Origin of the sequence: Rhizobium sp. F40D2 (assembly GCF_051810745.2) — a bacterium.
In the GTDB taxonomy this organism is placed as follows: Bacteria; Pseudomonadota; Alphaproteobacteria; order Rhizobiales; family Rhizobiaceae; genus Rhizobium.
The window spans coordinates 408,048-430,753 of record NZ_JBPWQX020000002.1 but is presented as its reverse complement, the minus strand read 5'-3'; the positions used below and the strand labels follow the sequence as shown (position 1 = coordinate 430,753).

Here is a 22,706-nt window from a genome sequence, read left to right as displayed (position 1 = left end):
GCGAGCCGGAGGAAACATGGATACGGGAATGAGAGAGAACCGAAAAGTTGCGCTGATTACGGGCATAACAGGTCAGGACGGTGCCTATCTGGCGGAAATGCTCCTAGAGAAAGGCTATATCGTTCACGGCCTGAAGCGCCGCTCATCGTCCTTCAACACCAGTCGCATCGAGCATCTATACGAGGATCCCCACATCGAGAATCCACGCTTTATCCTGCATTTCGGAGATATGACCGATTCAACGAATCTCATCCGTGTCGTTCAGGAAACGCAGCCGGACGAGATCTACAATCTCGCCGCACAGAGCCACGTTCAAGTCTCTTTCGAGACCCCCGAATACACAGCGAACGCGGATGGAACCGGCACCCTTCGGCTACTTGAAGCAATTCGCCTCCTGGGGCTCACCAAGAAGACCCGCTTCTATCAAGCGTCCACCTCCGAGCTCTACGGCAAAGTCCAGGAAGTCCCGCAGAGCGAAACGACGCCTTTCTACCCTCGATCACCCTACGCGGCGGCCAAGCTCTACGCCTATTGGATTGTGGTCAATTATCGGGAAGCGTATGGCATGCACGCCTCGAACGGCATTTTGTTCAATCATGAAAGCCCGATCCGCGGCGAAACTTTCGTGACGCGTAAAATCACCAGGGCGGCGGCGGCGATCCATCTTGGCCTGCAGGAAAGGCTCTATCTCGGCAATCTGGATGCCAAGCGCGACTGGGGACATGCACGAGAATATGTCCGAGGCATGTGGTTGATGCTGCAACAGGACGAACCGGAGGACTACGTGCTCGCGACCGGCGAAACGCACTCGGTTCGTTCCTTCGTCGACAAGACCTTTGCCAAGGTGGGCATGCCAATTGATTGGCGCGGGAACGGGGTTGAGGAAAAGGGATACGACAAGACATCCGGTCGGTGCGTGGTGGAGATCGATCCAGCTTATTTCCGTCCAACCGAAGTTGATCTTCTGATAGGCGACCCGACGAAGGCGCACACGAAGCTTGGTTGGAAACATGAGACCAGTCTCGATCAGCTCGTTGCGGAGATGGTTCGCGAGGATCTGAAAGTCATGGCACGAAATGTTCCATCGGCTGGTGTAACCAAGGGTTTTGCCTATGCCTGACGTGATCTACAGCCTTGCCGGAAAAAGGATCTATGTCGCCGGCCACCGCGGCATGGTCGGCTCTGCGATCGTGCGGCGTCTTGCTTCGGAGGGCTGCGAGATTTTAACGGCCACCCGTGCCGAGGTCGATCTCAGACGGCAGGAGGAGGTGGAGGCCTGGATGAGCAGGAATCATCCCGACGCTGTCTTCCTGGCAGCTGCTCGGGTCGGCGGCATTCTCGCAAACGCAACCTACCCGGCCGACTTCCTTTACGACAACCTGATTCTCCAAGCCAACGTAATTCACGCAGCCCATAGAGCTGACGTCGAAAAACTGATGTTTCTAGGCTCGTCCTGCATCTATCCGAAACTCGCCGACCAGCCGATCGTTGAGAATGCACTTCTCACTGGATCGCTTGAGCCTACGAACGAATGGTATGCGATTGCCAAAATCGCCGGATTAAAGCTCTGTCAAGCCTATCGCAAGCAGAACGGCAGAGATTTCATCTCGGCCATGCCTACCAATCTTTACGGTCCAGAGGACAATTTTGACCTCGGATCCAGCCATGTCATGCCGGCACTCATACGCAAGGCGCATGAGGCCAAGATCGACGGGCAGCAAGAGATATGCATCTGGGGTACTGGCACACCGCGGCGCGAATTCCTGCATGTTGACGATTGCGCCGACGCCTGCGTCCATCTCATGAAAACCTATTCCGCCGAAAGTCATGTGAACGTCGGTTCTGGCGAAGACATTACCATCCTCGAATTGGCACATCTCGTCTCCAAGGTCGTTGGCTTCAAAGGCAAGATCGAGCGCGACCTCACCAAGCCAGACGGCACGCCACGAAAACTCTTGAGTATCGACAAGCTTCGCACCCTCGGCTGGTCTCCCAAGATAGGTCTGAAGGAGGGCATCGCAGACGCCTATCGCTCCTTCCTGGATGGTCATTATCTCGAACGCGGTAGCAACGAAGTTAAATCCGGAGACTTGATGGGTCGAAGCAACATCGGTTTGGAAAGAGCCGAGACTTCAGCGCTCCACGCGTAGACGCTCGCTACGGTCGCGTACCCTCCCGCATGGCGAATTTGCGCGAGGAATAAAAAACTCTGTCCGGGGGGACGCATATGCTGGGATGGAGCAGATGATGCAACCAGTGGAAATCAGGATTGCAGCGCTCATTTTTCTGATAGTCGTGTGGGCGGTGATTATCGGTGCGGCAATGGATTTTTTCGCGGTCGATATACCGATGTCGCTCGTCGCTCTTTTGCACAGATAGTCCGGCTCGGATGGCTTCGGGAGATTACCTTCCACTCGGACGCGACAATCGAAGGCTCAAGCACGCGCCCCGGGTATCTGGCGGCTGCAAGGCATTCGGCGAAAATGACGCGAAGAATGAAAATCGTACGCGCTCGTGCACCAGTGGAGTCCGAGTTTCGGGTCGGCACATTTCTTACTCAGGCGCCTCGCAATAATGGAACAGACCTGTCTTCATGCGCGAGGGAACGCGAAAGATGGGGATTCAAAATGAACGTCAAGAGGATAGTTTTCGAGCCGAGCGACTGGGTTCCGAACAATCAGCGTCTTCCTGTGTTGCTTTACAGGGGGCTTTTTGCCGACGGTGGACCAGCTGATTTCAAAAACCGCTTCGCAGCCAACGGTTGGACAGGCATCTGGACAAACGGCGTCTTCAATTATCAGCATTACCATTCCGGCGCCCATGAGGTGCTTGGGGTTGCAGTTGGGAGTGCCACCCTGCTGATTGGGGGCCTTGGCGGTCAGGCTCTAAGGGTCGCGGCGGGAGACTGTCTGGTGCTTCCAGCCGGGACAGGGCACCAAAATCTCGGTTGCACCCCGGACTTCCAGGTCGTCGGCGCGTATCCCAAGGGACAGCATGCCGACATCCAGACCTCGGCTGCTTCAAGCGAAATGCTGGCGAAAATCTCGTCCGTACCCGTACCCTCCAGCGATCCCGTTCAAGGCCCGTCGGGATTTCTGATCGAGACATGGCGGTAGTCGTCGCGGAGCCCGACCGATTTTCGCGGCCGTGTTTAATGTGATAGACCCGATCATTAACCTGGCCGGGGAGCACGAGCCTCGCTATCGTTCAGCCAAAGCCCGTCGCTCGACAACCGGCTATATCCTGTATGAATTGAACAAAACTCGTGTCGATGCCTTATCTGCACTCCCTAAAGGCTAGAACCATGGATGTCAGGCAGACAATCGACGCGTTGGACGAGTGGCTCAGAACGTTCGTGTTGAGCGAATGGACGTTTTACCAATTCGGGCTCATCGCCATCGGTTACGGCGCAGCGTCATTCCTGGCATCGCGCACCGAAGCCGCATTGGAACAGAAAGCGAGGCGCATCAAAGGTAATCCGGACCTGTTGCGCGTCATAATTGCTTTCATGCGTCGCTTGAAGTGGCTGTTTCTTGCCGTATGGCTATGGCTTGCAAACGTCACTCTGACTCAAACGACCTGGCCGTCGCGACGTTGGCTGATCTCGACTGCTCTGACGTTAACGGCGGCGTGGTTCGTCATCTCCGTTCTGACCAAAATCATCCGCAATCCCACCTTGTCGCGTATCGTCGCTATTTCCAGTTGGAGCTACGTCGCGTTGTACGCGCTCCGGCTTGACGATCCCGTGCTCTCCGCGCTCGATGGGCTGGCTGTCAATCTGGGGGCCGTGCGCCTTTCACTTCTTCTTGTACTCAAAGCCGTCGTGCTGGCCGTCGCGCTCATCTGGGTGGCGGTTCTCATCGGCAATGTCCTTTCCCATTGGGTGCAGAGGTCGAGCGACCTTTCGCCATCGATCAAGGTCCTGATCAGCAAGTTCATAAAAATCGGTCTGATCATGATCGCCGGCGCAATTGCCTTATCAGCGACCGGCATCGACCTTACCGCATTGACCGTTTTTTCCGGCGCAGTTGGCGTAGGCATAGGCTTCGGCCTTCAGAAAGTCGTGTCGAACTTCATCTCCGGCATCATCATCCTCCTCGATAAATCCATCAAGCCGGGCGACACGATCACGCTCGGCGATACCTTCGGTTCGATCCGCGATTTGCGCTCGCGGTTCGTCTCGGTCATCACGCGTGACGGCAAAGAATATCTCATTCCCAATGAGGACTTCATCTCCCAACAGGTCGTCAACTGGTCGTTTTCCAGTGACTACGTCAGGATCGACGTCGACTTCGGCACGGCTTATGACAGCGATCCGCATGAGGTCGTCAGGATCGCAATCGCAACCGCCTCGACGGTGGACCGGGTCGCCAATGAATACAAGACGCCGGTATGCTGGCTTACCTGCTTTGGTGCTTCGTCACTGGACTTTCGGCTCCGTTTCTGGATCTCCGATCCCGCAAATGGCCTGACGAACGTCAGGGGCCAGGTGCTGATGGCGCTTTGGGACGCATTTAAGCACGCCGGCATTTCCATCCCGTTCCCGCATCGGGAAATCATCATGAAGACGCCCGTCGAGATCAAGCAGTCGCGCGAGGACTAACCGCGTCTTGCTCCACCTTCTTAGTTGCGGCCTGTCGGCACACTGGGGCTCCCTCGCAGGGGGAGACGTGAGGTTCGCATTGTACTGGAATTGGTCTTGGGTGAGCAACTGCCAGACTAAGTGCGCTACGCATGCTGCGATACGCAATCGACAGCTTTTCCACGCTCACAGTGCCTGCCAGCCCTCACCTGGGGCTGACGCGACTACCGAGATCGACAGAGCTTTTTCCTCGCCTGATCTTATTGCTGATCTTCTCGACCTTCGCCGGCCGAAATCCTCGATTCGCCTTGAACAATGGCCCCTCGCCCTGACGGCGGAACTCGTACGTGTTTGCGATGACAGGGGCGTAGCCGCGCAATGCAAAGGTAACCACCACCACTGCCATCAACATTATTGTCGCGGTCGCAAAGACAACGAATAAAGATCGCCTTGCGCTGCCGCCTCCCACCGCACTGCCGGTTCGCCCCGCGGCACCGGGATGAGTGGCAGACGTTAACGGGGCTTCGACACGACGGTCGGGTCGACGGGAGAGGTTTCTTCGGGCTCTCGACATCGACGTCACCGCCTATTTTCCTTCGGCAGTGGCGGCCGGCGGAACTCGGAAAATAACCTTTCGAGGCCGCTCTCCCTCCTTCGTGACGAGCACAACGATCGTGCATCGATCCTCATGATTACTGATCGAAAGGAGACGCGCATCGTTGTTCGCCAGAATGTCCTCCGCAGCTTCGCTGCAATCAACAATTTTCGCCTGCGCCAACTCGATGACTTGCTGCGGACGGCCAGACGGTACAAAGGCAAGGGTCATGGACGCGGCGGCGATGATCATCTCCATCGTACCTCTCCAACTTCGCCCGTTGCCACGTGCTTTACCGCCAGCGTAACCGCTCTAGCTCGAAGAGCTTGATGCCCGCGAAAGTTTTCCCCGCAAATATCTGATTTCCTCATGCACGATCCGCTTATCGCCTCCCACTAGCGCCTGCCAGACACGATTGCCAAACTGGCAGGTTAATCGCGTCAACCCCTCATGCTCATTCGATCCGGTCTCGACCACGACCAACATTAGGCCGAGATTCCGATATCGATTAAAATCTTTGGTCGTCAGCCCAAATCTGTCAGCAATATCGTTGACCTCCAGGACGAGGTTGCTGGTCGTTCCGGCTGAAAACATTCGCTACCGACCCTCCAAATAAAACCGCGGCTGCATAGCGGCCGACTTCCGTTGTCAGGATTTTAGAGCAGGTTCCGAAGCGCTATTTGCAGCGATCATTTGGCGATTTCCAATACAATGAATTTCCTCAATCGAAGCTGCCCTCAAATACCCTTTTTTGCCGCCGAGAATTGAGACTATTGCGCGTGACCGCTACGCATCATTGCGCAATGGCAACCCCGCCAGGAGAACACACCAATTGTCTCAACCTCGACTCCGATAGACTATATCATGCCGTGATATGAATAAAGGAATTTATCGAATGAGTTCCGCAAAAGCCGTCAACCTTTCAGAAAACAGCATTTCCGCCGAAGCGCCTGTCCTCGACCAGCGCGTTTTTGAGGGGTTGGCGGGAATGAGACTGGCCATGAGGCGATTTCTCATTTTCAGCGAAGCCACCCTTTCTGCTGCACGTGTAACCTCTCAACAGTACCAAGCTCTCCTGGTAATCAAAGTTGGCTCGATGATCACGATGGGCGCGCTTGCAGAGCAGATGCTCTTGCAACATAATGGTGCAGTTCAGCTCGTGGACAGGCTGGCAATGGCCGGCCTTGCCCAGCGCATCCCCTCCCTCGAAGACAAACGCAGTGTTTTCATTACCCTCACATCGGAGGGAAAGGCCTTGGTCGAAGCGCTTGCGAAAGTCCATCTGGAGGGAGTTCTCGCCAATGAGCCGTTGCTCGCGGAATCGCTATCAATGCTGCGCTCCCTGGCGTTGCTAGGCTGACAGGGCGAGCCTCGGTTTTATCGCGCATGAAGTTTGCTCAATGCCAAACCTCTTCTAGCGGGACCAAGAGCGGGGAAACGCCTCCATGGGTCAGACTGCGTCGATCACAAGCGGCCGCGATGCGAAGAATTTGGCATACGCCGTTAAGTTCGCGTTTACTCTTTCGGCCTTGGATCGCGCGTGTCGCCCAGCCGGTCTGGCAAAGACCAGCACCTCCAAAACCATCGGCCGGAACAGCTAAACATGAAAACCATTATCCCTTCCTTCGCAATCGTCGCACTTACAGCGTCTGCTGCTTTTGCCCAGCCCAGTCTGGTCAAGCACTCCGATCACTGGAATGTGTTCTCCTATCCGTCGGGCGGAAAGAACGTCTGTTATACGTTGACCCTGCCTACTCAATCAGAACCGGCTAGCGTCGATCACGGGAACAACTATTTCATCGTCGCGCCCGGCAGGGGCGATGCGAAATACGAGCCCCAGGCGCGTTTTGGATATCAATTGAAACCCGGTACGCGGGTCCAGTTGGAGATCGGTGAGAAAAAATTCTGGTTGTTCACGAGGGGCGACAGCGCCTGGATGCAGAACGAAGCGCGCGAACCGGAACTGGTGGATGCTATGCGCGCTGGCGCGGAGATGCTTCTAAAGGCCACCTCTCGACGCGGCACGGACACCAGCTACAGCTTCTCGCTGGACGGATTTACTGCAGCTTTGAAGACAGTCAACACATGCGGATCGCGGTAGATCGTGGAGGTCGGCAGGATCGCATTTCGCCGCGGTTCGCCCTATCACAGTGGTTTTCGCGGCGAATAAGCGGTGTCCGGTTTCCTTTGTAAAAATGTTGACGCATTCGCCAGTAGTTGTATCATGCAATGACACAACTACTGGCGTGAAGGACACCGTCGTGAGCAAGACGGAGCCGGCTGGATGGCGGAACTACCAGCCCGGTAGGCGTGTCTGGGGTTGGCCGCTGATCGGCGCCTTGGCGCTGACCATGTTCGTCGGCTTCACTTGGTGCGGGTGGCTACCCGTCGGCCGTGCTGGCGTTCTGGCGGACAGAGCTGGTGGAAATGCCCGTGCGGCTCTGGCGCGGATATCTGCGTTCAGAAATTCGTATCAGCGATTAACGCGGCGGAAAATTCGAAGGCGCTGAAGGCGCTATCATATTGGAAGCGTGGCAGCTCTATCGAAAAGGGTGGTTGGGTCACGATAGCCGGCGTGGACAAGCCAAGCGCAGACGCTGCCGATCGCTGCGTCGAGATACTCGTCAGAATGAAGCAAATACCCCTCGGCACGCCGATGTTGCGAAGAATTGAGCGGCGCAATGTAATGATGCGAATTCGACGGCTCGAAGATCCAAGACGCTTGACGCCGCACCCTCCCCGCCGGGCATTAGGAGTGACCTTACGATGAAAATAGCGATCAACGGAGCAGGCATCGCCGGACCGACATTAGCCTATTGGCTCCATCATTACGGCCATGAGCCTGTGTTGATCGAGCGGGCTTCGCATCTGCGGTCCGGAGGCTATATCATCGACTTCTGGGGCCCCGGATATGAGGTGGCTTCGAAGATGGGCCTTCTTCCGCGCCTTCACGAGCTCGGATATGACGTCAAAGATGTACGTTTCGTCGGCAGCGATGGACAGCAGCGGGGCGGATTTTCCACCGATGCAATACGAAGGACGCTCGGTGGACGCTTCGTTAGCTTGAAGCGAAGCGATTTGGCGGCAGCGATTTATGCGGCGCTCGACGGCAAGGTCGAAACAATCTTTGACGATAGCATCGCGACGATCGATGACGGCTCCTCCGGCGTGCATGTGAGCTTCGATTGCCACCGCGATCTGACGTTCGACGTCGTCGTCGGAGCCGATGGCCTCCATTCGCGCGTCCGAGAGCTGCAATTCGGATCGGAGAGACAGTTTGAGGCCTATCTTGGATATAAGGCCGCCGCTTTTGAGCTGCAGGGCTATCCGTTGCACGAGGAACAGACCTATCTCAGCTATGCCGAACCGGGCAGGCAGGTTTCACGGTTTTCCATGCGGGATGGCTGGACGCTTTTTCTGTTCGTTTACAGGGATTTCGGTCCCGCGAACCTACCGCTAACGCACGCCGGACGCAAAGCAGCCCTGCGGAACGCTTTCAGCGACGCCGGATGGGAGTGCCCGGAAATCTTAAGCCAAATGGACGAAACGGCGGAGATCTATTTCGATCGCGTCAGCCAGATTCAAATGTCCAGCTGGACCAGCGGCCGCACTGTCCTTATCGGCGATGCGGCGGCCTGCGTTTCGCTGCTCGCAGGTGAGGGTTCAGGATTGGCGATGAGTGAGGCCTATGTGCTTGCCGGCGAGCTCGCGCGTGTCCCAGATAATCCGCTTGCCGGTCTTATCCGTTATCAAACGCGGATGATGCCATTCCTATTCGACAAGCAGCGGGCCGCGCGGCGTTTTGCTTCGTCCTTCGTTCCGACAACCGCATTCGGAATCACCCTGCGCAATATCCTGAGCTCTCTTTTTTCATTTCCCGTCGTGGGAGCCTTTCTGTTGGGCCGTCAATTACGCAGCAATTTCGACCTTCCGCACTACGATCGAGGTTAACCCGCCAAGAACAATGCGGACGAAGCATCCGGACCCGGTCTGCCGGTCGATGCCTTTGAGCCCCAGAGCTCGCGCCAATCATTCACGTCAGGTTCAGAATTGACAGAAGTCCGAATCGTCACCAGAATATCACAGCGTGACATAGAAGGAGTCGACGTGGGACGGATCGTTTTTCTTGCGGCAACATTTGCCGCCTATGTCATTGTGATGTTTACATTAGCTTCGATTCCTGGCGTTAGATCGCTGGAAACCGCCGACGCGACCAATGCAGTGATCGTAAATTGATCCATCCGATAAAGTCGGCGATTTGTGAGCCTCACGGCAGCTCTCGCCCATCGTAGAGCGGAATTCGACTCTCCTCGCGCCCTGATCCAATTTCGATACAAAGATCATTTCAGAGAAACAGATGCCGCTTCGGAAGATAGTTCTGAAATATTTCATGGCGTTGGCCGCGATTGTTTCCTCGCATGACACATCAGTTGCCACGCCTTCCCCTGCGCCACCTTCGGACTGGGAAGCAAGAGGGCGCGAAACCGGCCTCCCAATCCCACGTTTCGTCTCGCTGAAAGCGAACCGGGCGCGCATGCGTGTAGGTCCGGCCTTCGAATACGCAGTGGAATGGATTTATCAGGCCCCAGGCCTGCCTTTGGAGATCACCGAGGAATACGGAAACTGGCGGCAGGTTCGCGACTGTGACGGCATCTCCGGCTGGATGCATCGCTCGCTGCTCTCGAGCCGCCGCACGGCGATCGTCGGCCCTTGGCTCAAGCACATGGCAGCATTGAGAACCCAGGCGCGCGTGAACGGCACGGTGGAGGCGAAGCTTGAACCGAGGGTGCGCGTTCGAGTTCTTTCATGCTCGCTTTCCTGGTGCGACGTCAGGGTTGATAAGGACCAGCTCAGAGGCTTCATCGATAAGCCCTCGCTCTGGGGTGTTTATCCGAAGGAGATCTTTCGATGAGGCATATTCAATCCGTGTCGGAGCCTTGCCAAATATAGCCGCGGCTCCCAGATAGTCTGTTGATCGGTCGGTGCCGCACGGCGGCCAGCGATATAATCGAAGACGAAAGTGCTGCGGAGCCAACCACCATGCACGCTCGGCCCAATACACGACACTTCATCCGACTTTCCCCGGACAACGAAAGCGGCAAACCAGTGAAGTTGTGATAACGGCCGCAGGCCGGATTTTTTCTTTGACAGAGAAGGCGATCGCTTGAACCCGAGGCAAATGCGGGCGGACGACCCGGAACTTGAAGACGAGCCCCTTCATAAAAGCGGTCCCGCGCTTGTGCTCGGCGCTCTCGGCGTCGTCTATGGCGACATCGGCACGAGCCCGCTCTATGCCTTCCGCGAGGCTCTTCATGCCTCGGGGCAGACGGAGGGAACCGTCGACGGAGCGCAGATTCTCGGCCTTCTCTCCATGATCGTTTGGGCTCTTACCATCGTCGTCTCGTTTAAATATGTCGGCTTCGTCCTGCGTGCCGACAACAAGGGAGAAGGCGGCACGCTGTCGCTCATGACGCTCGCGCGAGAGAGCGCCAAAGGCCGGCCGGTATGGATCCTCATCCTTGGCGTCATCGGCGCCTCGCTCTTTCTCGGCGATGCGATCATCACGCCTGCAATCTCGGTGCTTTCGGCTGTCGAAGGTTTGCAAGTCGTTGCGCCGCAACTATCCAACTGGATAGTGCCCGCCACATTGACCATTCTTGCCGGCGTTTTCTTCGTTCAGCGCTTCGGCACCGGCGGCGTTGCGGCGATCTTCGGCCCGATTACCGCGCTCTGGTTCCTGGTGCTCGGGATCACCGGGCTCAGCCATATCACCGAGCATCCGGGAATACTGGCTGCCATAAGCCCACATCATGCGATCAGCTATCTCGTCAGTCATACAGAGATCGCGATCACCGTGCTGGGCGCGGTGTTCCTCGCCGTCACCGGCGCGGAGGCACTCTATGTCGATCTTGGCCATTTCGGCCGCCGGCCGATCATCACCGCATGGTTCGGGCTCGTCTTTCCTTGCCTGCTGCTGAACTATTTCGGCCAGGGGGCCTTTGTCTTCACGCATCCCGAAGAGGTCGCTCATCCCTTCTTCGGCATGCAGCCGGACTGGGCAAAGCTACCCATGGTGATCCTCGCCACGATTGCCACTGTCATCGCAAGCCAGGCGGTCATTTCAGGCGCCTATTCGCTCATCCGGCAGGCGATGCATCTCAATTTGCTGCCGCGCTTCGACATAAGGCACACTTCGGAAACGCAGTCGGGCCAGATTTTCATGCCGCAGGTCAATCTGCTGCTCTTCGTTGCTGTCGTGATCCTCGTCATCAACTTCCGGAGCTCCGGCAATCTATCGGCCGCTTACGGCATTGCCGTCACCGGCGAAATGCTCATCACCGCCATATTGCTGTTCGTAGTGATGAAAAACATCTGGCGCTGGAACCTGGTGGGAACATTGGCGGTGGTCATTCCGCTGATTGTCATCGATGCGAGCTTCTTCATCGCCAATGCGGCAAAGTTCGCCCAGGGGGGTGGGTCCCTATGGCGGTTGCCTGCACCATCGCCTTGCTCATGCAGACCTGGGTGTCGGGCCGGAAGCTGCTGGCCGAGCGAACGCGGGCCGACGAGGTGCCGCTCGAAGGCGTGCTCGGCAGTCTCGCCCAACGCCGCGTGCCGACAGTGCCCGGCACCGCCGTGTTCCTGACCAGCGATACCGAAGGAGCACCGACCGCATTGCTTCACAGCCTCAAACATTACAAGGTCCTGCATGAGCAGAACGTCATCCTCGGGGTGGCGACCTCGACGTCTCCTTACGTGCCAGACGACGAAAAGATCTTTCTCGAAAGCTTCAATCCGCGCTTCAGCCGCATGGTCATCACCTTCGGCTACATGGAAACGCCGAACATTCCCCGCGCGCTTGTGCTGGCCAAGAAACTCGGCATGAAGTTCGACATCATGTCGACCAGCTTCTTCCTCTCCCGCCGGACCCTCATCCCGTCGGCCAGGAGAGGAATGCCGTTCTGGCAGGACCGCATTTTCATCGCGCTTGCCAGAAATGCGAGCAATGCGACCGAATATTTTCGGTTGCCGATGGGCCGTGTCGTCGAACTCGGCATCCAGGTCGCCATTTGACGCCGGAGATGACGATAGTCCCTCCGCCTGCCGCTCATGTCTGGCTCTGTCGCCGCTACGGAAACAGCCGCTGTCTTGCGCTGCTTTGCCTTGGCACCTTTTCGTGATTGCAGGAACAAACCCGGCTTTCGCAGGTTTCGCAACTCTTGCCGGCATCAATTAAGGCGCGTTGAAAGCCGCTTCGGGTGGGATTGCCGGCATGACCCAGAACCATCACTCGGGTTTGCCGCGCATCAATGGCCTTCTTAGCGGATTGCCTTCATGACGGCGAAGAAAGGAGAGCAGCATGTCCTACGGCCGCTTCGCTGCAATGATAATCACTTCGACGCTCATCATGTTCGGGTTGATGTATCTCAATACCTACGCGCTCGACCATGTGAGCTACAGCCAGACCCGGGCCTGGATGGCGCTGCTGATGGGCGCTGCTATGGCAATGATCATGTTGGTGTTCATGTGGTCGATGTATAAGAATAAGGTGCTCAATATCGTCATCATCGGCGTGAGCCTGATCACATTCGCAGGCTCCCTCTGGCTCGTGCGGAGCCAGGAAAGCGTGTACGACATCAGCTATATGAAAGCGATGATCCCGCATCACTCGATCGCCATAATGACCAGCGAACGCGCCCATATCAAAGACCCGCGCGTACGGAAGCTGGCTGATGGCATCATTGAAGCCCAACTTCGCGAAATCGGTGAAATGAAAGCACTTATTGCCGATCTGCGGGCTCATCCGGTTGCGGACGACGCTAAGGACATTCCACCATATCGCGACCGTTAAGAACGCTCGCGGCGTAATCCACCGCACGCGGGCCATCGGCGGTTAACGATAGCTGCGATTCAGCACCGGCTTGAGGCTGGCAATCATGCGACGCTCTATACCCAGATAAGGGCGGACCCTTCCAGCAACCGTGTCAATCGCAGGCGGTTGGTGAACCAAGGCCCTCAACCGTCCCTGCTTAGCAAGCGCAACCCATTGCTTCGCCTCCCATTCCGGAGTGGGACTCTCCAGTCCTGAAAGTGACTTGTTGATGTTCTCTCCAAGGGCCAACACCCTTGTCCCGATCGGCTGGTTCGAGGCCCCGACGCGAAGTACGGTGCCGCCTTGATCAATCCAAGCATAAACTACCCCTTCAAGCGTCGAGAGCTTGATGTCCGTGAGCTCCACAACCACGCCGTTGCCTTCCTCGGCAGGAGACATGAAGGCAATTGTGCGAAAACGCGACCAATCGATATCCATAGGCATATGTTGCAGAATTCGCACTAACGGGCAACCTTCAGGGCGCGACGGTCACTCAATTTTCAGTCGCCTCGGCGATCTGGCTAGGGACGATGCGGAGGCAGATTTTTCAATTGGTTCTTTAGACGGGCAAGCCTGCTAGGCGAGTCGGGCGCGTTCTTTGGAAGACGTAAGTGGCAGCCGCGAGTCGACGCCGCGTGGATGGCGGTTGCCACAAGGTAGAGGTCCATAAACAGGCGATGCGTAGGGTCAGCCAAAGCCGTTCCGCTTGCAAGAATGCGACGGTGATTGATGAATCCGGGCGGAAAAATCCGTTATGTCGGCAAGGTTGAAACATATGATGCCAGCATGGGCCCGCTAAACCGCCCACGGCGGGCATGGCTTGCCAGATCAGGTAACTCGGTCCGAATCCGGGGCGACATCAGTCCTTGCCGACAGGACATTGCCAAGGCTTCGAAAGCGCGGAATGTGATTGCAGAATACGTTCAACGTTACGAGCAGAGGGACTGCCAGGAGCATGCCGATGACGGACCAGAGCCACGCCCAAAACGAGACCGCAATCAGCACGACGACGGTATTCAGTTGCAATCGGCGGCCGATAAAATACGGCGTGACGATCTGCCCCTCGAAGGACATGACGACCAAGTACATCACTGCAACAGCAGCCGCATACCAAACGCCGTCGAAAGATATGAGGGCTACCGCCGAACCTGCTAACAGGCTGGCCAAAGGACCGAGATACGGAACGAAATTGCAGACGAACGCGATAACCCCAAATAACACAGCGTTGGGCATGCCGATCAGCCACAGCAGGGTCGCAATCACCAAGGCGAGGGACGCGTTGATGGCCGTGATCGTTAGAAGATAGCGCGAAAGATTGCGTTCTATGTCATGGGCGATCTGCATGGCGCGGCGCTTGTCCTGCACCGTTGGCATAGCCTCGACGAGTTTTTCATAGAAGAGGTCACCTGAGGCGAGCAGGAAAAGAAGAAGGATCAGGGTAAGCAGTGTCTGAGCCAGCATGGCTGGAACAATCAAAGCCGCACTCGTCAGTGGACCGTTTCCCCGAAGTTCAACTTGCTGCACGTCCCCTGCATGGCTCTTAAGGAGGTCCGTCACTTTCCGACTGGCTTCTAAGGCGCCGGAAAGAGCTTCGGAAAGACCAGCCAGCTTTGATTGCAGATCATCTTCGATCCGCGGCAGGCTCTCCAGGTAGCCGCTGATCGGTACGACAATCATACCCATAATTGCGACCAGCCCGATCACAAGCACCCCGACAATGAGTATGGATGTCAGGGCTGGCGGGATGCCGAACCGGTCAAAAAACGGCGGATTGGGCTGAATACCAGCGCAAGGAGAAATGCGAGCAAAATCGGAACGAAGAAGTCTTTGCCGAAACTGAGGCAGAGGATCGACGCATATATAAAAAGCCCGATGACCGCCCATTGCGGGGCGAGGACTCGGATGGGTCTCTCCTTTCCAACCTGATTTCCATCGTCACTCGCCCGATTATCCATGATCCCTCTTTCAATTCATGGAAACGGTGCGAAGTCCCGATGAGTTCCATTGGCCGAGGATCTGTCATCCGAAAACGGAAGGGGACAAAAAGGTAGCCGTTTTTCGCTTTATTGCGGCGATATCCATTGGCTCCGCACACGCAGCCGCCCCGGCGATCGGGATGACGGCTCTGTTCCGTATCGCCCTATCGCGCGGAAACATTGACCGAACATGCCTCGTTTCGAGGCTATTGAAGTGTTCCCCAGGAGATAGACATGACAATGACAGTCCGCGACTTCATCGTGGAGCGACTGCACCAATGGGGCGTTCGGCGGATTTTCGGGTATGCGGGAGATGGCATCAATGGCGTGTTTGGCGCACTTAAACCGCCCCAAAGAGAAAATCGAATTCATTCAGGCCCGACATGAGGAAATGGCGGCGTTCATGGCGTCGGTCTATGCCAAGTTTTCGGGTGACCTCGGCGTCTGTATCGCCACCTCCGGCCCGGGCGCGGCCCATCTGATAACCGGCCTCTATGATACCCGCCTTAACCACCAACCAGTGCTGGCAGTCGTTGGCCAACAAGCAAGATCACCAATCGGCGGCCACTATCAGGAGGAAGTTGACTGTCGTCCCAAGGACGTGACCGGTGATTTCGTGCATCAGGCCGCCACCGTCGCAACGCGCCGGCATACGTTGCTCCAACCACCACGGCGAGCAAGTCGTCGAATATGACCAATCCTGCCCCAACGGGCAACACCGCTCTGGTGCGCCCGACCGTTCAGCGGAAAGGTTATCTCACTTCAGAAATGAAGGACTTGACTTCCGATACTTTGACGGGAGCCCACCACTATGGACCCAAGGACGAAGACATCGGTGGCTTTCTAGGGATGGCTGAACATCGCATCGCGGTGCCTCTTGACCAGGCCAACATTGTGAGGAACGAGAAGGGCGACCATGGCCGGGTCTATGGGTTTATGTCGATGCAACCAAAGAGAAGCTGAAGGCCTGATTCAACAATTGAAGTTGTTCAGCTAGATCAACTATCTATGGTGCGAGGCGCGCTCGTATTGCCAATGGCACGGCGCCAACAAGATCTGCGAGCTTCACATTTTTTGCTGAGGCGTTTACATCGATAGATGCCCTTGAACAGCCGGCGATGCGTGCTGCAGGCACAGCCTTATTAGACCGCCAGATATTCTTCGCGCAGTTGGTGATTGTCGAGCACATCTTTGGCTGCTCCTGAAAAGACGACCTCGCCGCTGTCCATAATAACGGCCCGGTCCGAAAACCGCAGTGCCGCCACGGCGTTCTGCTCGACAATAATCGTCGTAATCCCGATGTCGCGAATCTGTCGGACGATCGCTTCTATCTCCTTGACGATAACGGGGGCTAGGCCTTCATAGGGCTCGTCCAAAAACAGAATCTTGATATCCCGAGCAAGTGCTCGCGCGACAGCAAGCATCTGCTGCTCGCCTCCGGACATGGTGGTGCCCTCCTGGTTGCGCCGCTCCGCTAGCCGCGGAAAATGTTCGTAGATCTTTTCGATCGGCCAGCCCTTCTGACCCGCTATCTGGGCGAGCACTAGATTTTCCTCGACTGTCAATCCGCCGATGATTCGGCGATCCTCAGGAACAAGCTGAACGCCGGCCTGTGCGGCTTGATATGCCTGCATCTTGTGCAGAGGTGTGCCATCAAGCCAGATTTCGCCGCGTTTGAGCGTCGGATTGCTGGCGCGCGCCAGGGTCCTGAGTGTTGAGGTTTTGCCGGCCCCGTTTCGCCCCAACAGCGACAGTACCTCGCCCTTGGCAATCTCGAAGGATGCACCCTGTACGATGTAGGATTCGCCGTACCACGCATGAATGTCTCTCACGCTGAAGAACGGCAACTCGCTAGCCTTATTCACTATGCCTCTCCCCTGATCCACGATCATCGTCCCGGCCATGATGTTCACTCGTGTAACTCCCCAAGATAGGCTTCCTTGACCTTCTGATGACCGCGTATCTCCTCTGGCAGACCTTCCGCGATGATCCGCCCCTGCGCAAGAACGCTGATGCGATCGGCCAGCGAGAAGACAACATGCATGTCATGCTCGATAATAACCTTTGTCATGCCCCGGGCCTTGATGCGGGTGAGCAGCTCGATCGTCTTGTTCGTGTCATGACGCGACATGCCGGCGGTCGGCTCGTCGAGAAGCAGCAGCTTCGGCTTCTGGATCAGGCACATGGCCAGCTCGAGACGGCGCTTGTCGCCGCGCGAAAGCGATCCGGCATTGTCGAAGCGACGTTCGTAGAGTCCTGTGTCCTGAAGGAAAAATTCAGCTTCTTCACGGATATCGGTTTCACTGTTCACGATGCGCAGGGCGCTGAAGCGGAAGGCACCGTCGCGGCGTGCAAACGCCGGTATCATGACATTGTCGAGAAGCGACAGATCCTGGAAGATCTCCGGCGTCTGAAATACCCGGCTGACGCCGAGCTGGTTGATTTCGTGTGGTTGCTGCCGATCGAGCGTCTTGCCGGCGAAGACAACGTGCCCCTCGTCTGGACGGATGCGACCGATACAGACATTGAGCAGCGTCGATTTTCCCGCTCCATTAGGTCCGATGATTGCATGGACGGTGCCCTCCTGAATCTGCAGATCAATGCCGCTGAGCGCCTGTAGCCCGCCGAAGCGCTTGCTGACATCGGCTACGTGCAACACAATATTGTCCGCCGTCATTGGCTTTACTCCGCCGCTTCAGGGTGGCCAACGACGGCCGGTTTGCCGCCGCCCCCGCCTTTGAAAAAGTGTAGGATCCGGTTGAGCCCTTCCATGATGCCTCCGGGAAGAAAGATGACGATAAGCATGAAGATCACGCCTAGCGTCAAATTCCAGCCGTCACCGACAAAAAGCGAGAGAACCTTGACGACGGCAGTCTCGATACCATCGGGCAGAAAGCCGAAGATGCCATGCAATGTCCGGTCGCTGAACGATGAAAAGATGTTCTCGAAATATTTGATGATGCCAGCGCCCAGGATAGGACCCAGCAATGTTCCAGCGCCTCCAAGAATGGTCATGAGCACAACCTCTCCCGACGCCGTCCACTGCATGCGCTCGGCACCTGCCAGCGGATCAGTCGCAGCCATCAACGCACCGGCAAGTCCGGCATAGGCACCGGAAATCACGAATGCAGTCAAGAGATACGGCCGAGTGTTCACCCCGGTATAGCGCAACCGGTTCTGGTTGGACTTGATGGCCCGCAGCATCAAACCATAGGGCGATCGGAATATTTTGAGAGCGATGTAAAAACAGAGGATTAACGCGATCGCACAGAAGTAGAACCCTGCCATTCCGCCACCGCTGATGTCCAGGCCAAAAAAATTGGCGCGCGGCAGGCCAGCGCTCGGCGCCGCAAACATGACATCAAGGACCCGGGGATCCTGAACGGTCAGTTGCAAGCCCGTCTCGCCGTTTGTCAACGGCGTCAGCACCGAATAGGCGAGATTGTACGACATCTGCGCGAAGGCCAGCGTCAGAATGGAGAAGTAGATGCCCGAACGCCGCAGGCAGATGTAACCGATCATGACTGAAAACAGTGCCGCGACCAGCACGCCGAACAGAACGGCCGGGATAACATTCATCGTGACAAGCTTGAACATCCAGACCGCAGCATAGGAGCCTGCGCCGATGAAAGCTGCATGACCGAAAGAGAGATAACCCGTCAACCCGAAGAGAATATTGAAGCCGAGGGCGAAAATCCCAAAAATACAGAATTTTTGCATGAGAGCTGGATAGGCCGCACCCAAAGGCTGCAACGTGATGGGGCTCGCCAGGACGAAAAGCGAGAAGATGATAAGCAATAGCCAGTCGTTGCGGGAAAGTGTCGCAATCAAGATCAGTCCTCCATCACGCCGGTTCGGCCCATCAGGCCGCGGGGACGCGTCAGCAGAATCACCACGGCAACCAGATAGATGATGATCTGATCGATACCGGGAAAAATCATTTTAACTTCGTTCATCGAGGCGAAGGACTGCAGGATGCCCAGCAAGAAGCCGGCAGCTACCGCACCTCCAAGAGACCCCATGCCTCCGACGACGACCACGACAAACGACAAAACCAGGAAATCCATCCCCAGATGGTAATCGGGCGGTAGGATGGGAGTGTACATCACGCCGGCAAGGCCAGCCACCACCGCAGCAAGACCGAAGACAACGGTGAAGCGCCGCTCTATGTTGATCCCGAGCAAGCCAACGGTTTCACGATCGCGCATGCCAGCGCGGACCACCATGCCATATGTGGTGAATTGCAGGAACGAAAACACAGCGCCTATAATGCCGACTGAGAACAACAGATAGATCAGCCGCCACCAGGGATAAGGCAAAGCATCGCCAAGGCCGATGAGCTGGCCGACCTCGGCAGTCCCGGAAAAGGCGGAAGGGGCATGCTGCGGGATCGGGTTTGCTCCGAAGAAATGCTTGATGATCTCCTGGACGACAATTGCCGAACCAAAGGTTACCAGGATCTGGTCGGAATGAGGACGCTTGTAGAAATGCCGGATCAGTCCACGTTCCATGATGATGCCGATGAGTAGCATCGTGGGTATGGCCAGGATCATCGATGCCGGCACGGAATAATCGATCAGGAAGCGGCCAAAATCCCCCAGCCACGCTTCCATATACGGGGTGCGGACCTCCAGCGGCGTGCCCCAGGCGGTCATTTGCGTTGGATCGACCGTAACGGTTTCAAATGTGAGAAGCTGATTGAAGCCAACCGCGCAAAAGGCGCCGATCATGAACAGGGCGCCGTGGGCAAAATTCACCACGCCCAAAGTTCCAAAGACGAGTGTCAGGCCAAGGGCAATCAGGGCATAAGCCCCACCTTTGTCCAACCCGTTCAGGATCTGAAGCAGGAGAGCGTCCATATCTATACCGCCGGATGTAAAGAGTATTTCTGGCACCTGCCGGTGCCAGTGATGTCAAACGGCTGCAGCCTTCGCGCCGCAACCGTTGGTTGACAGCAGGTCGTCAGCACTTCTTGGCGTCGGCCGGACCGAGATCACCACCGAAGAGCGAAGCCTCGTAGGTCACGTCCTTGGCCGGGACGATCTTCTTGATCGCCAGAAGATCGTACTTGTCCTTAGGCTCTTCCTTACCCTGCACGACGAGCACGTCCTTGAAGCATTGGTGATCCTCCGCACGATAGGTTGTCGCTCCGTTGCCGAGCCCGTCAAACTCATAGCCTTCCAGAGCCTTGATCACCTCCGGTGCATAGAAGGTTCCGGCCCGTTCACAGGCATCGGCATAAAGAAGCGCCTGCACGTAGCATGTCTGAGCCGCTTGGGACGGCGGAAAGCCGTATTCCTTGCCGAAGGACTGAGTGAAAGCCTTCGTTCCAGCGTTGTCCAACTTCCAGTCCCAGTTCGCCGTGCCGTAAATGCCCTTGATAGCCGTGCCGGCACCTTGGGCCATAAGTTCGGAGAATAGCGGGACAACGATCTCGAACTGCTTGCCGTTGACCTGCTTGTCGCGCATGCCGAACTGCACAGCCTGCGTCAGCGAATTGATCATGTCCTTGCCGTAGTGGTTGAGAATTAGGACGTCGGCACCGGAATTGAGGACCGGTGTGATATATTGCGAGAAGTCACCGGCACCAAGCGGCGTGCGAACGGCGGCCACCGTCTTCCAGCCGAGCGCTTCGGTGGCATTCTTCATGGATTCTTCCTGCGTCCAACCCCACGTGTAGTCAGCAGTGAGATGATAGGCGACGCGATCCTTGCCGTAGGCCTCACCGAGCACGGGGCCGAGAGCGATGCCGGACATGTACGCATTAAAGAAGTGCCGGAAACCGTAGCGCTTCTTGTCTTTGCCGGTCGTGTCGTTGGAATGCGTCAGGCCAGCCATGAAGAGGACGCCCATGTCCTGGCAAAGGCTCTGAACCGCGACGGCAACGCCCGACGAGGAGCCACCGCTGATCATGATCGCACCATCTTTTTCGATCATACGCTTGGCGGAATCGCGCGCTGCATCGGATTTGGTCTGTGTGTCACCCGAAACATAGGCGACCTTCTTGCCAAGTACGCCATTACCCTTGAGAGCCTTTGAGGTGAAAGTCGAAAGCATGCCGCCGTCGCCTTCACCATTCAGGTGCTTGACCGCAAGCTGGAAGGCCCGCAATTCATCCATGCCTTCATCGGCATAAGGACCCGTCTGAGGCACATTGAAACCGAGCGTCACGGTGTTTCCGGTCGGCACGTTGCAAGACATGTCGTCCGCATAGGCATTGCGGATAAAATGCAGCGGCGCAGAAAGGGCAATACCGGATACGGCGCCTGCCTTCAAAAGGCCACGGCGATTGATGATGAATTTTGACATACGAACTCCTCCCAAAGTCGAAATGTTCCTTTTCAAAAAAGGCCAACAAAGGCTACCCCCTGCCGGAGCGGAAACAATTAGCAATAAGTCTAAGAGGCAATTGGCCGAGCATCTGCCGAATTCAGTCGCGCCCCCCGCTATCCTGAAGTAAGCCGATGGAATTCTCCGTCGTTGCCTTCCTTCAATCCCTGCGCCAGAACAGATGGAAATACCCCTCACAAAGCGGCTGGCCTTGCGTTAGATAAGGGCGATGCACCGGGATCAACGGTGTCCGGCAACGCTGCGCGGCATTGCAGTGTGGAATTATGTTTGCCGGTTGGAAAATTCACAAACCAGCGCCAATGAGGACCAAACCGCCGGACGCCTCGCCGTCGAGAAACTTGTGGAGGGTGGACCTCTCGCGACGTTGCGCGACTCCTGACGCGGATTCGCTCCCTTGTGTTCAGGGTGCAGATTTTTTGGATACCGACAACGCCATCCGTTGCTAACCCGAGAAAACGCGAGTAATATCACGGCATGATATTAACGGCGCTCGCAGCTAGTATGAAGTTCCTCGGCCTGGCTGTCCCGGCGTTCAGCCAGGGCCGCCAGCAGGCGCCTAACGATTTCCGTGAGGACGTGGCTGTCAGTATGATCCTTGATGAGTGGTGCAGGCGGTCGGGAACGAAACGAAGCGACCCCGCCTGCCATCTGACAATTTGCCGAATTCTTGAATGTCGAGCTTCGGGCATGACCATTTCTCAGGTTCGAGCCGAAATCCTTCCCTAGCTTCTAGAAGAGAGCAGCGATGAAAGGTTTCGATCTCGTCAATAACGACACTGCGCCGGCCTATCCTGGTCACATTATCGTCGTCGCTGGCGACAGCCTCCGGATAAGCGGCCAGCTTGTCATCAAGGGAAGACCGGGTGTGGCTTGCGAAGAGCCTCTGGAGGCCGCCATCCATTTGGCTTTGCTGGTCAGACAGAGAGACGCGCTACCAATCGGCGTCATGGACGAAAAAGGACTTTGGCCCGAAAGGCTCGGGCAGCTCGTCCGTTGGCCCCCCTGACGAGCATGTTTTAATATCGTCCATATTGCAGGGGTAACCATCGGGACGACGCCTGCTCGTGCCCCCATAGATGAGAAATTCCCTAAAGTGCATTCATCGATAAGTTGACGCAGAGAGAGCCACGAGCGATTCCCTGGGCGATCTTTCTGACGAGCGAGGTTGAAGCCGCCCGTTGCACAAGCTCCAGCATTACAAATGCCGTGTACGAGCAGAATGCCATTCTCAATGCGATGATGGCCCCGACATGTTTCGGGTAGGGAAAAGATCTCCCGCAAACTTCCATCCGCGGCTCAGCCGCCTGTTGATTATCTCTGGCTACATCC

General features: G+C 56.5%; 21 protein-coding genes and 2 pseudogenes. 14 read left to right on the top strand and 9 right to left on the bottom strand.

All coding sequences use genetic code 11. The features are described from left to right. Positions 1-16 precede the first annotated feature (16 nt). The 4 genes from gmd (at position 17) to ACS4RS_RS26775 (ending at position 4,603) form a co-directional block, all read left to right on the top strand. Positions 17-1,120 (top strand): GDP-mannose 4,6-dehydratase, encoded by a 1,104-nt coding sequence (gmd, locus tag ACS4RS_RS26790; RefSeq protein ID WP_439013059.1) that lies wholly within the window; start codon positions 17-19, stop codon positions 1,118-1,120. Then, positions 1,113-2,150 (top strand): GDP-L-fucose synthase, encoded by a 1,038-nt coding sequence (gene fcl / locus ACS4RS_RS26785; RefSeq protein WP_439013058.1) that lies wholly within the window; start codon positions 1,113-1,115, stop codon positions 2,148-2,150. Before gmd ends, fcl begins: the two co-directional genes overlap by 8 nt. A 477-nt stretch (positions 2,151-2,627) precedes the next feature. Then, entirely contained in the window at positions 2,628-3,116 is a 489-nt protein-coding gene (locus tag ACS4RS_RS26780) for a cupin (protein WP_439013057.1), read from the top strand. Between the two features lie 188 nt (positions 3,117-3,304). Beyond that, positions 3,305-4,603 carry a mechanosensitive ion channel domain-containing protein gene (locus ACS4RS_RS26775; RefSeq protein WP_439013276.1) on the top strand — a complete coding sequence of 433 codons (1,299 nt, stop codon included), beginning with the start codon at positions 3,305-3,307 and terminating at the stop codon, positions 4,601-4,603. Positions 4,604-5,168: 565 nt separating this feature from the next. Here ACS4RS_RS26775 and ACS4RS_RS26770 read toward each other — a convergent pair. Both ACS4RS_RS26770 and ACS4RS_RS26765 read right to left on the bottom strand, forming a co-directional pair. Then, positions 5,169-5,435: a hypothetical protein gene (locus ACS4RS_RS26770; protein ID WP_439013056.1), complete on the bottom strand. Its 267-nt coding sequence runs from the start codon at positions 5,433-5,435 to the stop codon at positions 5,169-5,171. Between the two features lie 54 nt (positions 5,436-5,489). Next, complete coding sequence (locus tag ACS4RS_RS26765; protein WP_439013055.1) at positions 5,490-5,771, bottom strand: DUF6522 family protein; 282 nt, start codon at positions 5,769-5,771, stop codon at positions 5,490-5,492. Positions 5,772-6,072: 301 nt separating this feature from the next. Here ACS4RS_RS26765 and ACS4RS_RS26760 point away from each other — a divergent pair, with 301 nt between their 5' ends. From ACS4RS_RS26760 to ACS4RS_RS26730, 7 genes and pseudogenes are all read left to right on the top strand, one after another. Continuing rightward, positions 6,073-6,537, top strand: coding sequence for a MarR family transcriptional regulator (locus ACS4RS_RS26760; RefSeq protein ID WP_439013054.1), 465 nt, complete (start codon positions 6,073-6,075; stop codon positions 6,535-6,537). A gap of 243 nt (positions 6,538-6,780) precedes the next feature. Then, a complete protein-coding gene (locus tag ACS4RS_RS26755; protein WP_439013053.1) occupies positions 6,781-7,278 on the top strand; it encodes an invasion associated locus B family protein in 498 nt (165 codons plus the stop codon). Between the two features lie 665 nt (positions 7,279-7,943). Then, on the top strand, positions 7,944-9,128 hold the full coding sequence (locus tag ACS4RS_RS26750) for an FAD-binding domain (RefSeq protein ID WP_439013052.1): 1,185 nt from the start codon (positions 7,944-7,946) through the stop codon (positions 9,126-9,128). 156 nt (positions 9,129-9,284) lie between these two features. Then, positions 9,285-9,413 carry a hypothetical protein gene (locus ACS4RS_RS26745; RefSeq protein WP_439013051.1) on the top strand — a complete coding sequence of 43 codons (129 nt, stop codon included), beginning with the start codon at positions 9,285-9,287 and terminating at the stop codon, positions 9,411-9,413. A gap of 121 nt (positions 9,414-9,534) precedes the next feature. Next, positions 9,535-10,089 (top strand): SH3 domain-containing protein, encoded by a 555-nt coding sequence (locus tag ACS4RS_RS26740; protein ID WP_439013050.1) that lies wholly within the window; start codon positions 9,535-9,537, stop codon positions 10,087-10,089. Positions 10,090-10,356: 267 nt separating this feature from the next. Beyond that, a pseudogene (locus ACS4RS_RS26735) lies at positions 10,357-12,251 on the top strand (potassium transporter Kup). 286 nt (positions 12,252-12,537) lie between these two features. After that, a complete protein-coding gene (locus tag ACS4RS_RS26730) occupies positions 12,538-13,029 on the top strand; it encodes a DUF305 domain-containing protein (RefSeq protein ID WP_439013049.1) in 492 nt (163 codons plus the stop codon). A 42-nt stretch (positions 13,030-13,071) separates the two neighbouring features. On the opposite strand, the gene ACS4RS_RS26725 is transcribed toward ACS4RS_RS26730, so the two are convergent. Continuing rightward, positions 13,072-13,488 (bottom strand): hypothetical protein, encoded by a 417-nt coding sequence (locus ACS4RS_RS26725; protein WP_439013048.1) that lies wholly within the window; start codon positions 13,486-13,488, stop codon positions 13,072-13,074. 390 nt (positions 13,489-13,878) lie between these two features. Continuing rightward, complete coding sequence (locus ACS4RS_RS26720) at positions 13,879-14,934, bottom strand: AI-2E family transporter (RefSeq protein ID WP_439013047.1); 1,056 nt, start codon at positions 14,932-14,934, stop codon at positions 13,879-13,881. 326 nt (positions 14,935-15,260) lie between these two features. On the opposite strand from ACS4RS_RS26720, the pseudogene ACS4RS_RS26715 reads away from it, so the two are divergent. Together ACS4RS_RS26715 and ACS4RS_RS26710 are read left to right on the top strand one after the other, a co-directional pair. Continuing rightward, positions 15,261-15,705 (top strand): annotated as a pseudogene (locus ACS4RS_RS26715) (thiamine pyrophosphate-binding protein); the annotation flags it as partial. An 11-nt stretch (positions 15,706-15,716) separates the two neighbouring features. Then, positions 15,717-15,989, top strand: coding sequence for a hypothetical protein (locus tag ACS4RS_RS26710; RefSeq protein WP_439013046.1), 273 nt, complete (start codon positions 15,717-15,719; stop codon positions 15,987-15,989). A gap of 179 nt (positions 15,990-16,168) precedes the next feature. Here the strand turns inward: ACS4RS_RS26710 and ACS4RS_RS26705 are convergent, their stop codons facing one another. From ACS4RS_RS26705 to ACS4RS_RS26685, 5 genes are all read right to left on the bottom strand, one after another. Continuing rightward, the gene (locus tag ACS4RS_RS26705) at positions 16,169-16,918 is read right to left on the bottom strand and encodes an ATP-binding cassette domain-containing protein (protein WP_439013275.1); all 750 of its coding nucleotides are present in this window, start codon (positions 16,916-16,918) and stop codon (positions 16,169-16,171) included. Between the two features lie 17 nt (positions 16,919-16,935). After that, positions 16,936-17,703, bottom strand: coding sequence for an ATP-binding cassette domain-containing protein (locus ACS4RS_RS26700; protein WP_439013045.1), 768 nt, complete (start codon positions 17,701-17,703; stop codon positions 16,936-16,938). Between the two features lie 5 nt (positions 17,704-17,708). After that, positions 17,709-18,857: an ABC transporter permease subunit gene (locus ACS4RS_RS26695; protein WP_439013044.1), complete on the bottom strand. Its 1,149-nt coding sequence runs from the start codon at positions 18,855-18,857 to the stop codon at positions 17,709-17,711. A gap of 2 nt (positions 18,858-18,859) precedes the next feature. Then, positions 18,860-19,885, bottom strand: coding sequence for an ABC transporter permease subunit (locus ACS4RS_RS26690; RefSeq protein WP_439013043.1), 1,026 nt, complete (start codon positions 19,883-19,885; stop codon positions 18,860-18,862). A gap of 103 nt (positions 19,886-19,988) precedes the next feature. After that, entirely contained in the window at positions 19,989-21,335 is a 1,347-nt protein-coding gene (locus ACS4RS_RS26685) for a substrate-binding protein (RefSeq protein ID WP_439013042.1), read from the bottom strand. A gap of 787 nt (positions 21,336-22,122) precedes the next feature. On the opposite strand from ACS4RS_RS26685, the gene ACS4RS_RS26680 reads away from it, so the two are divergent. Continuing rightward, entirely contained in the window at positions 22,123-22,383 is a 261-nt protein-coding gene (locus ACS4RS_RS26680) for a hypothetical protein (protein WP_439013041.1), read from the top strand. Positions 22,384-22,706 lie beyond the last annotated feature (323 nt).

What these genes read in the sequence shown, in the direction of transcription:
- ACS4RS_RS26770 (WP_439013056.1), bottom strand. Translation starts at nt 5,435, where the DNA reads ATGGAGATGATCATCGCCGCCGCGTCCATGACCCTTGCCTTTGTACCG.
- ACS4RS_RS26700 (WP_439013045.1), bottom strand. Translation starts at nt 17,703, where the DNA reads ATGACGGCGGACAATATTGTGTTGCACGTAGCCGATGTCAGCAAGCGC.
- ACS4RS_RS26685 (WP_439013042.1), bottom strand. Translation starts at nt 21,335, where the DNA reads ATGTCAAAATTCATCATCAATCGCCGTGGCCTTTTGAAGGCAGGCGCC.
- ACS4RS_RS26765 (WP_439013055.1), bottom strand. Translation starts at nt 5,771, where the DNA reads ATGTTTTCAGCCGGAACGACCAGCAACCTCGTCCTGGAGGTCAACGAT.
- ACS4RS_RS26710 (WP_439013046.1), top strand. Translation starts at nt 15,717, where the DNA reads ATGACCAATCCTGCCCCAACGGGCAACACCGCTCTGGTGCGCCCGACC.
- ACS4RS_RS26740 (WP_439013050.1), top strand. Translation starts at nt 9,535, where the DNA reads ATGCCGCTTCGGAAGATAGTTCTGAAATATTTCATGGCGTTGGCCGCG.
- ACS4RS_RS26705 (WP_439013275.1), bottom strand. Translation starts at nt 16,918, where the DNA reads ATGATCGTGGATCAGGGGAGAGGCATAGTGAATAAGGCTAGCGAGTTG.
- ACS4RS_RS26680 (WP_439013041.1), top strand. Translation starts at nt 22,123, where the DNA reads ATGAAAGGTTTCGATCTCGTCAATAACGACACTGCGCCGGCCTATCCT.
- ACS4RS_RS26730 (WP_439013049.1), top strand. Translation starts at nt 12,538, where the DNA reads ATGTCCTACGGCCGCTTCGCTGCAATGATAATCACTTCGACGCTCATC.
- ACS4RS_RS26755 (WP_439013053.1), top strand. Translation starts at nt 6,781, where the DNA reads ATGAAAACCATTATCCCTTCCTTCGCAATCGTCGCACTTACAGCGTCT.
- ACS4RS_RS26720 (WP_439013047.1), bottom strand. Translation starts at nt 14,934, where the DNA reads ATGGGCGGTCATCGGGCTTTTTATATATGCGTCGATCCTCTGCCTCAG.
- fcl (WP_439013058.1), top strand. Translation starts at nt 1,113, where the DNA reads ATGCCTGACGTGATCTACAGCCTTGCCGGAAAAAGGATCTATGTCGCC.
- ACS4RS_RS26780 (WP_439013057.1), top strand. Translation starts at nt 2,628, where the DNA reads ATGAACGTCAAGAGGATAGTTTTCGAGCCGAGCGACTGGGTTCCGAAC.
- ACS4RS_RS26725 (WP_439013048.1), bottom strand. Translation starts at nt 13,488, where the DNA reads ATGGATATCGATTGGTCGCGTTTTCGCACAATTGCCTTCATGTCTCCT.
- ACS4RS_RS26760 (WP_439013054.1), top strand. Translation starts at nt 6,073, where the DNA reads ATGAGTTCCGCAAAAGCCGTCAACCTTTCAGAAAACAGCATTTCCGCC.
- ACS4RS_RS26690 (WP_439013043.1), bottom strand. Translation starts at nt 19,885, where the DNA reads ATGGACGCTCTCCTGCTTCAGATCCTGAACGGGTTGGACAAAGGTGGG.
- ACS4RS_RS26750 (WP_439013052.1), top strand. Translation starts at nt 7,944, where the DNA reads ATGAAAATAGCGATCAACGGAGCAGGCATCGCCGGACCGACATTAGCC.
- ACS4RS_RS26775 (WP_439013276.1), top strand. Translation starts at nt 3,305, where the DNA reads ATGGATGTCAGGCAGACAATCGACGCGTTGGACGAGTGGCTCAGAACG.
- gmd (WP_439013059.1), top strand. Translation starts at nt 17, where the DNA reads ATGGATACGGGAATGAGAGAGAACCGAAAAGTTGCGCTGATTACGGGC.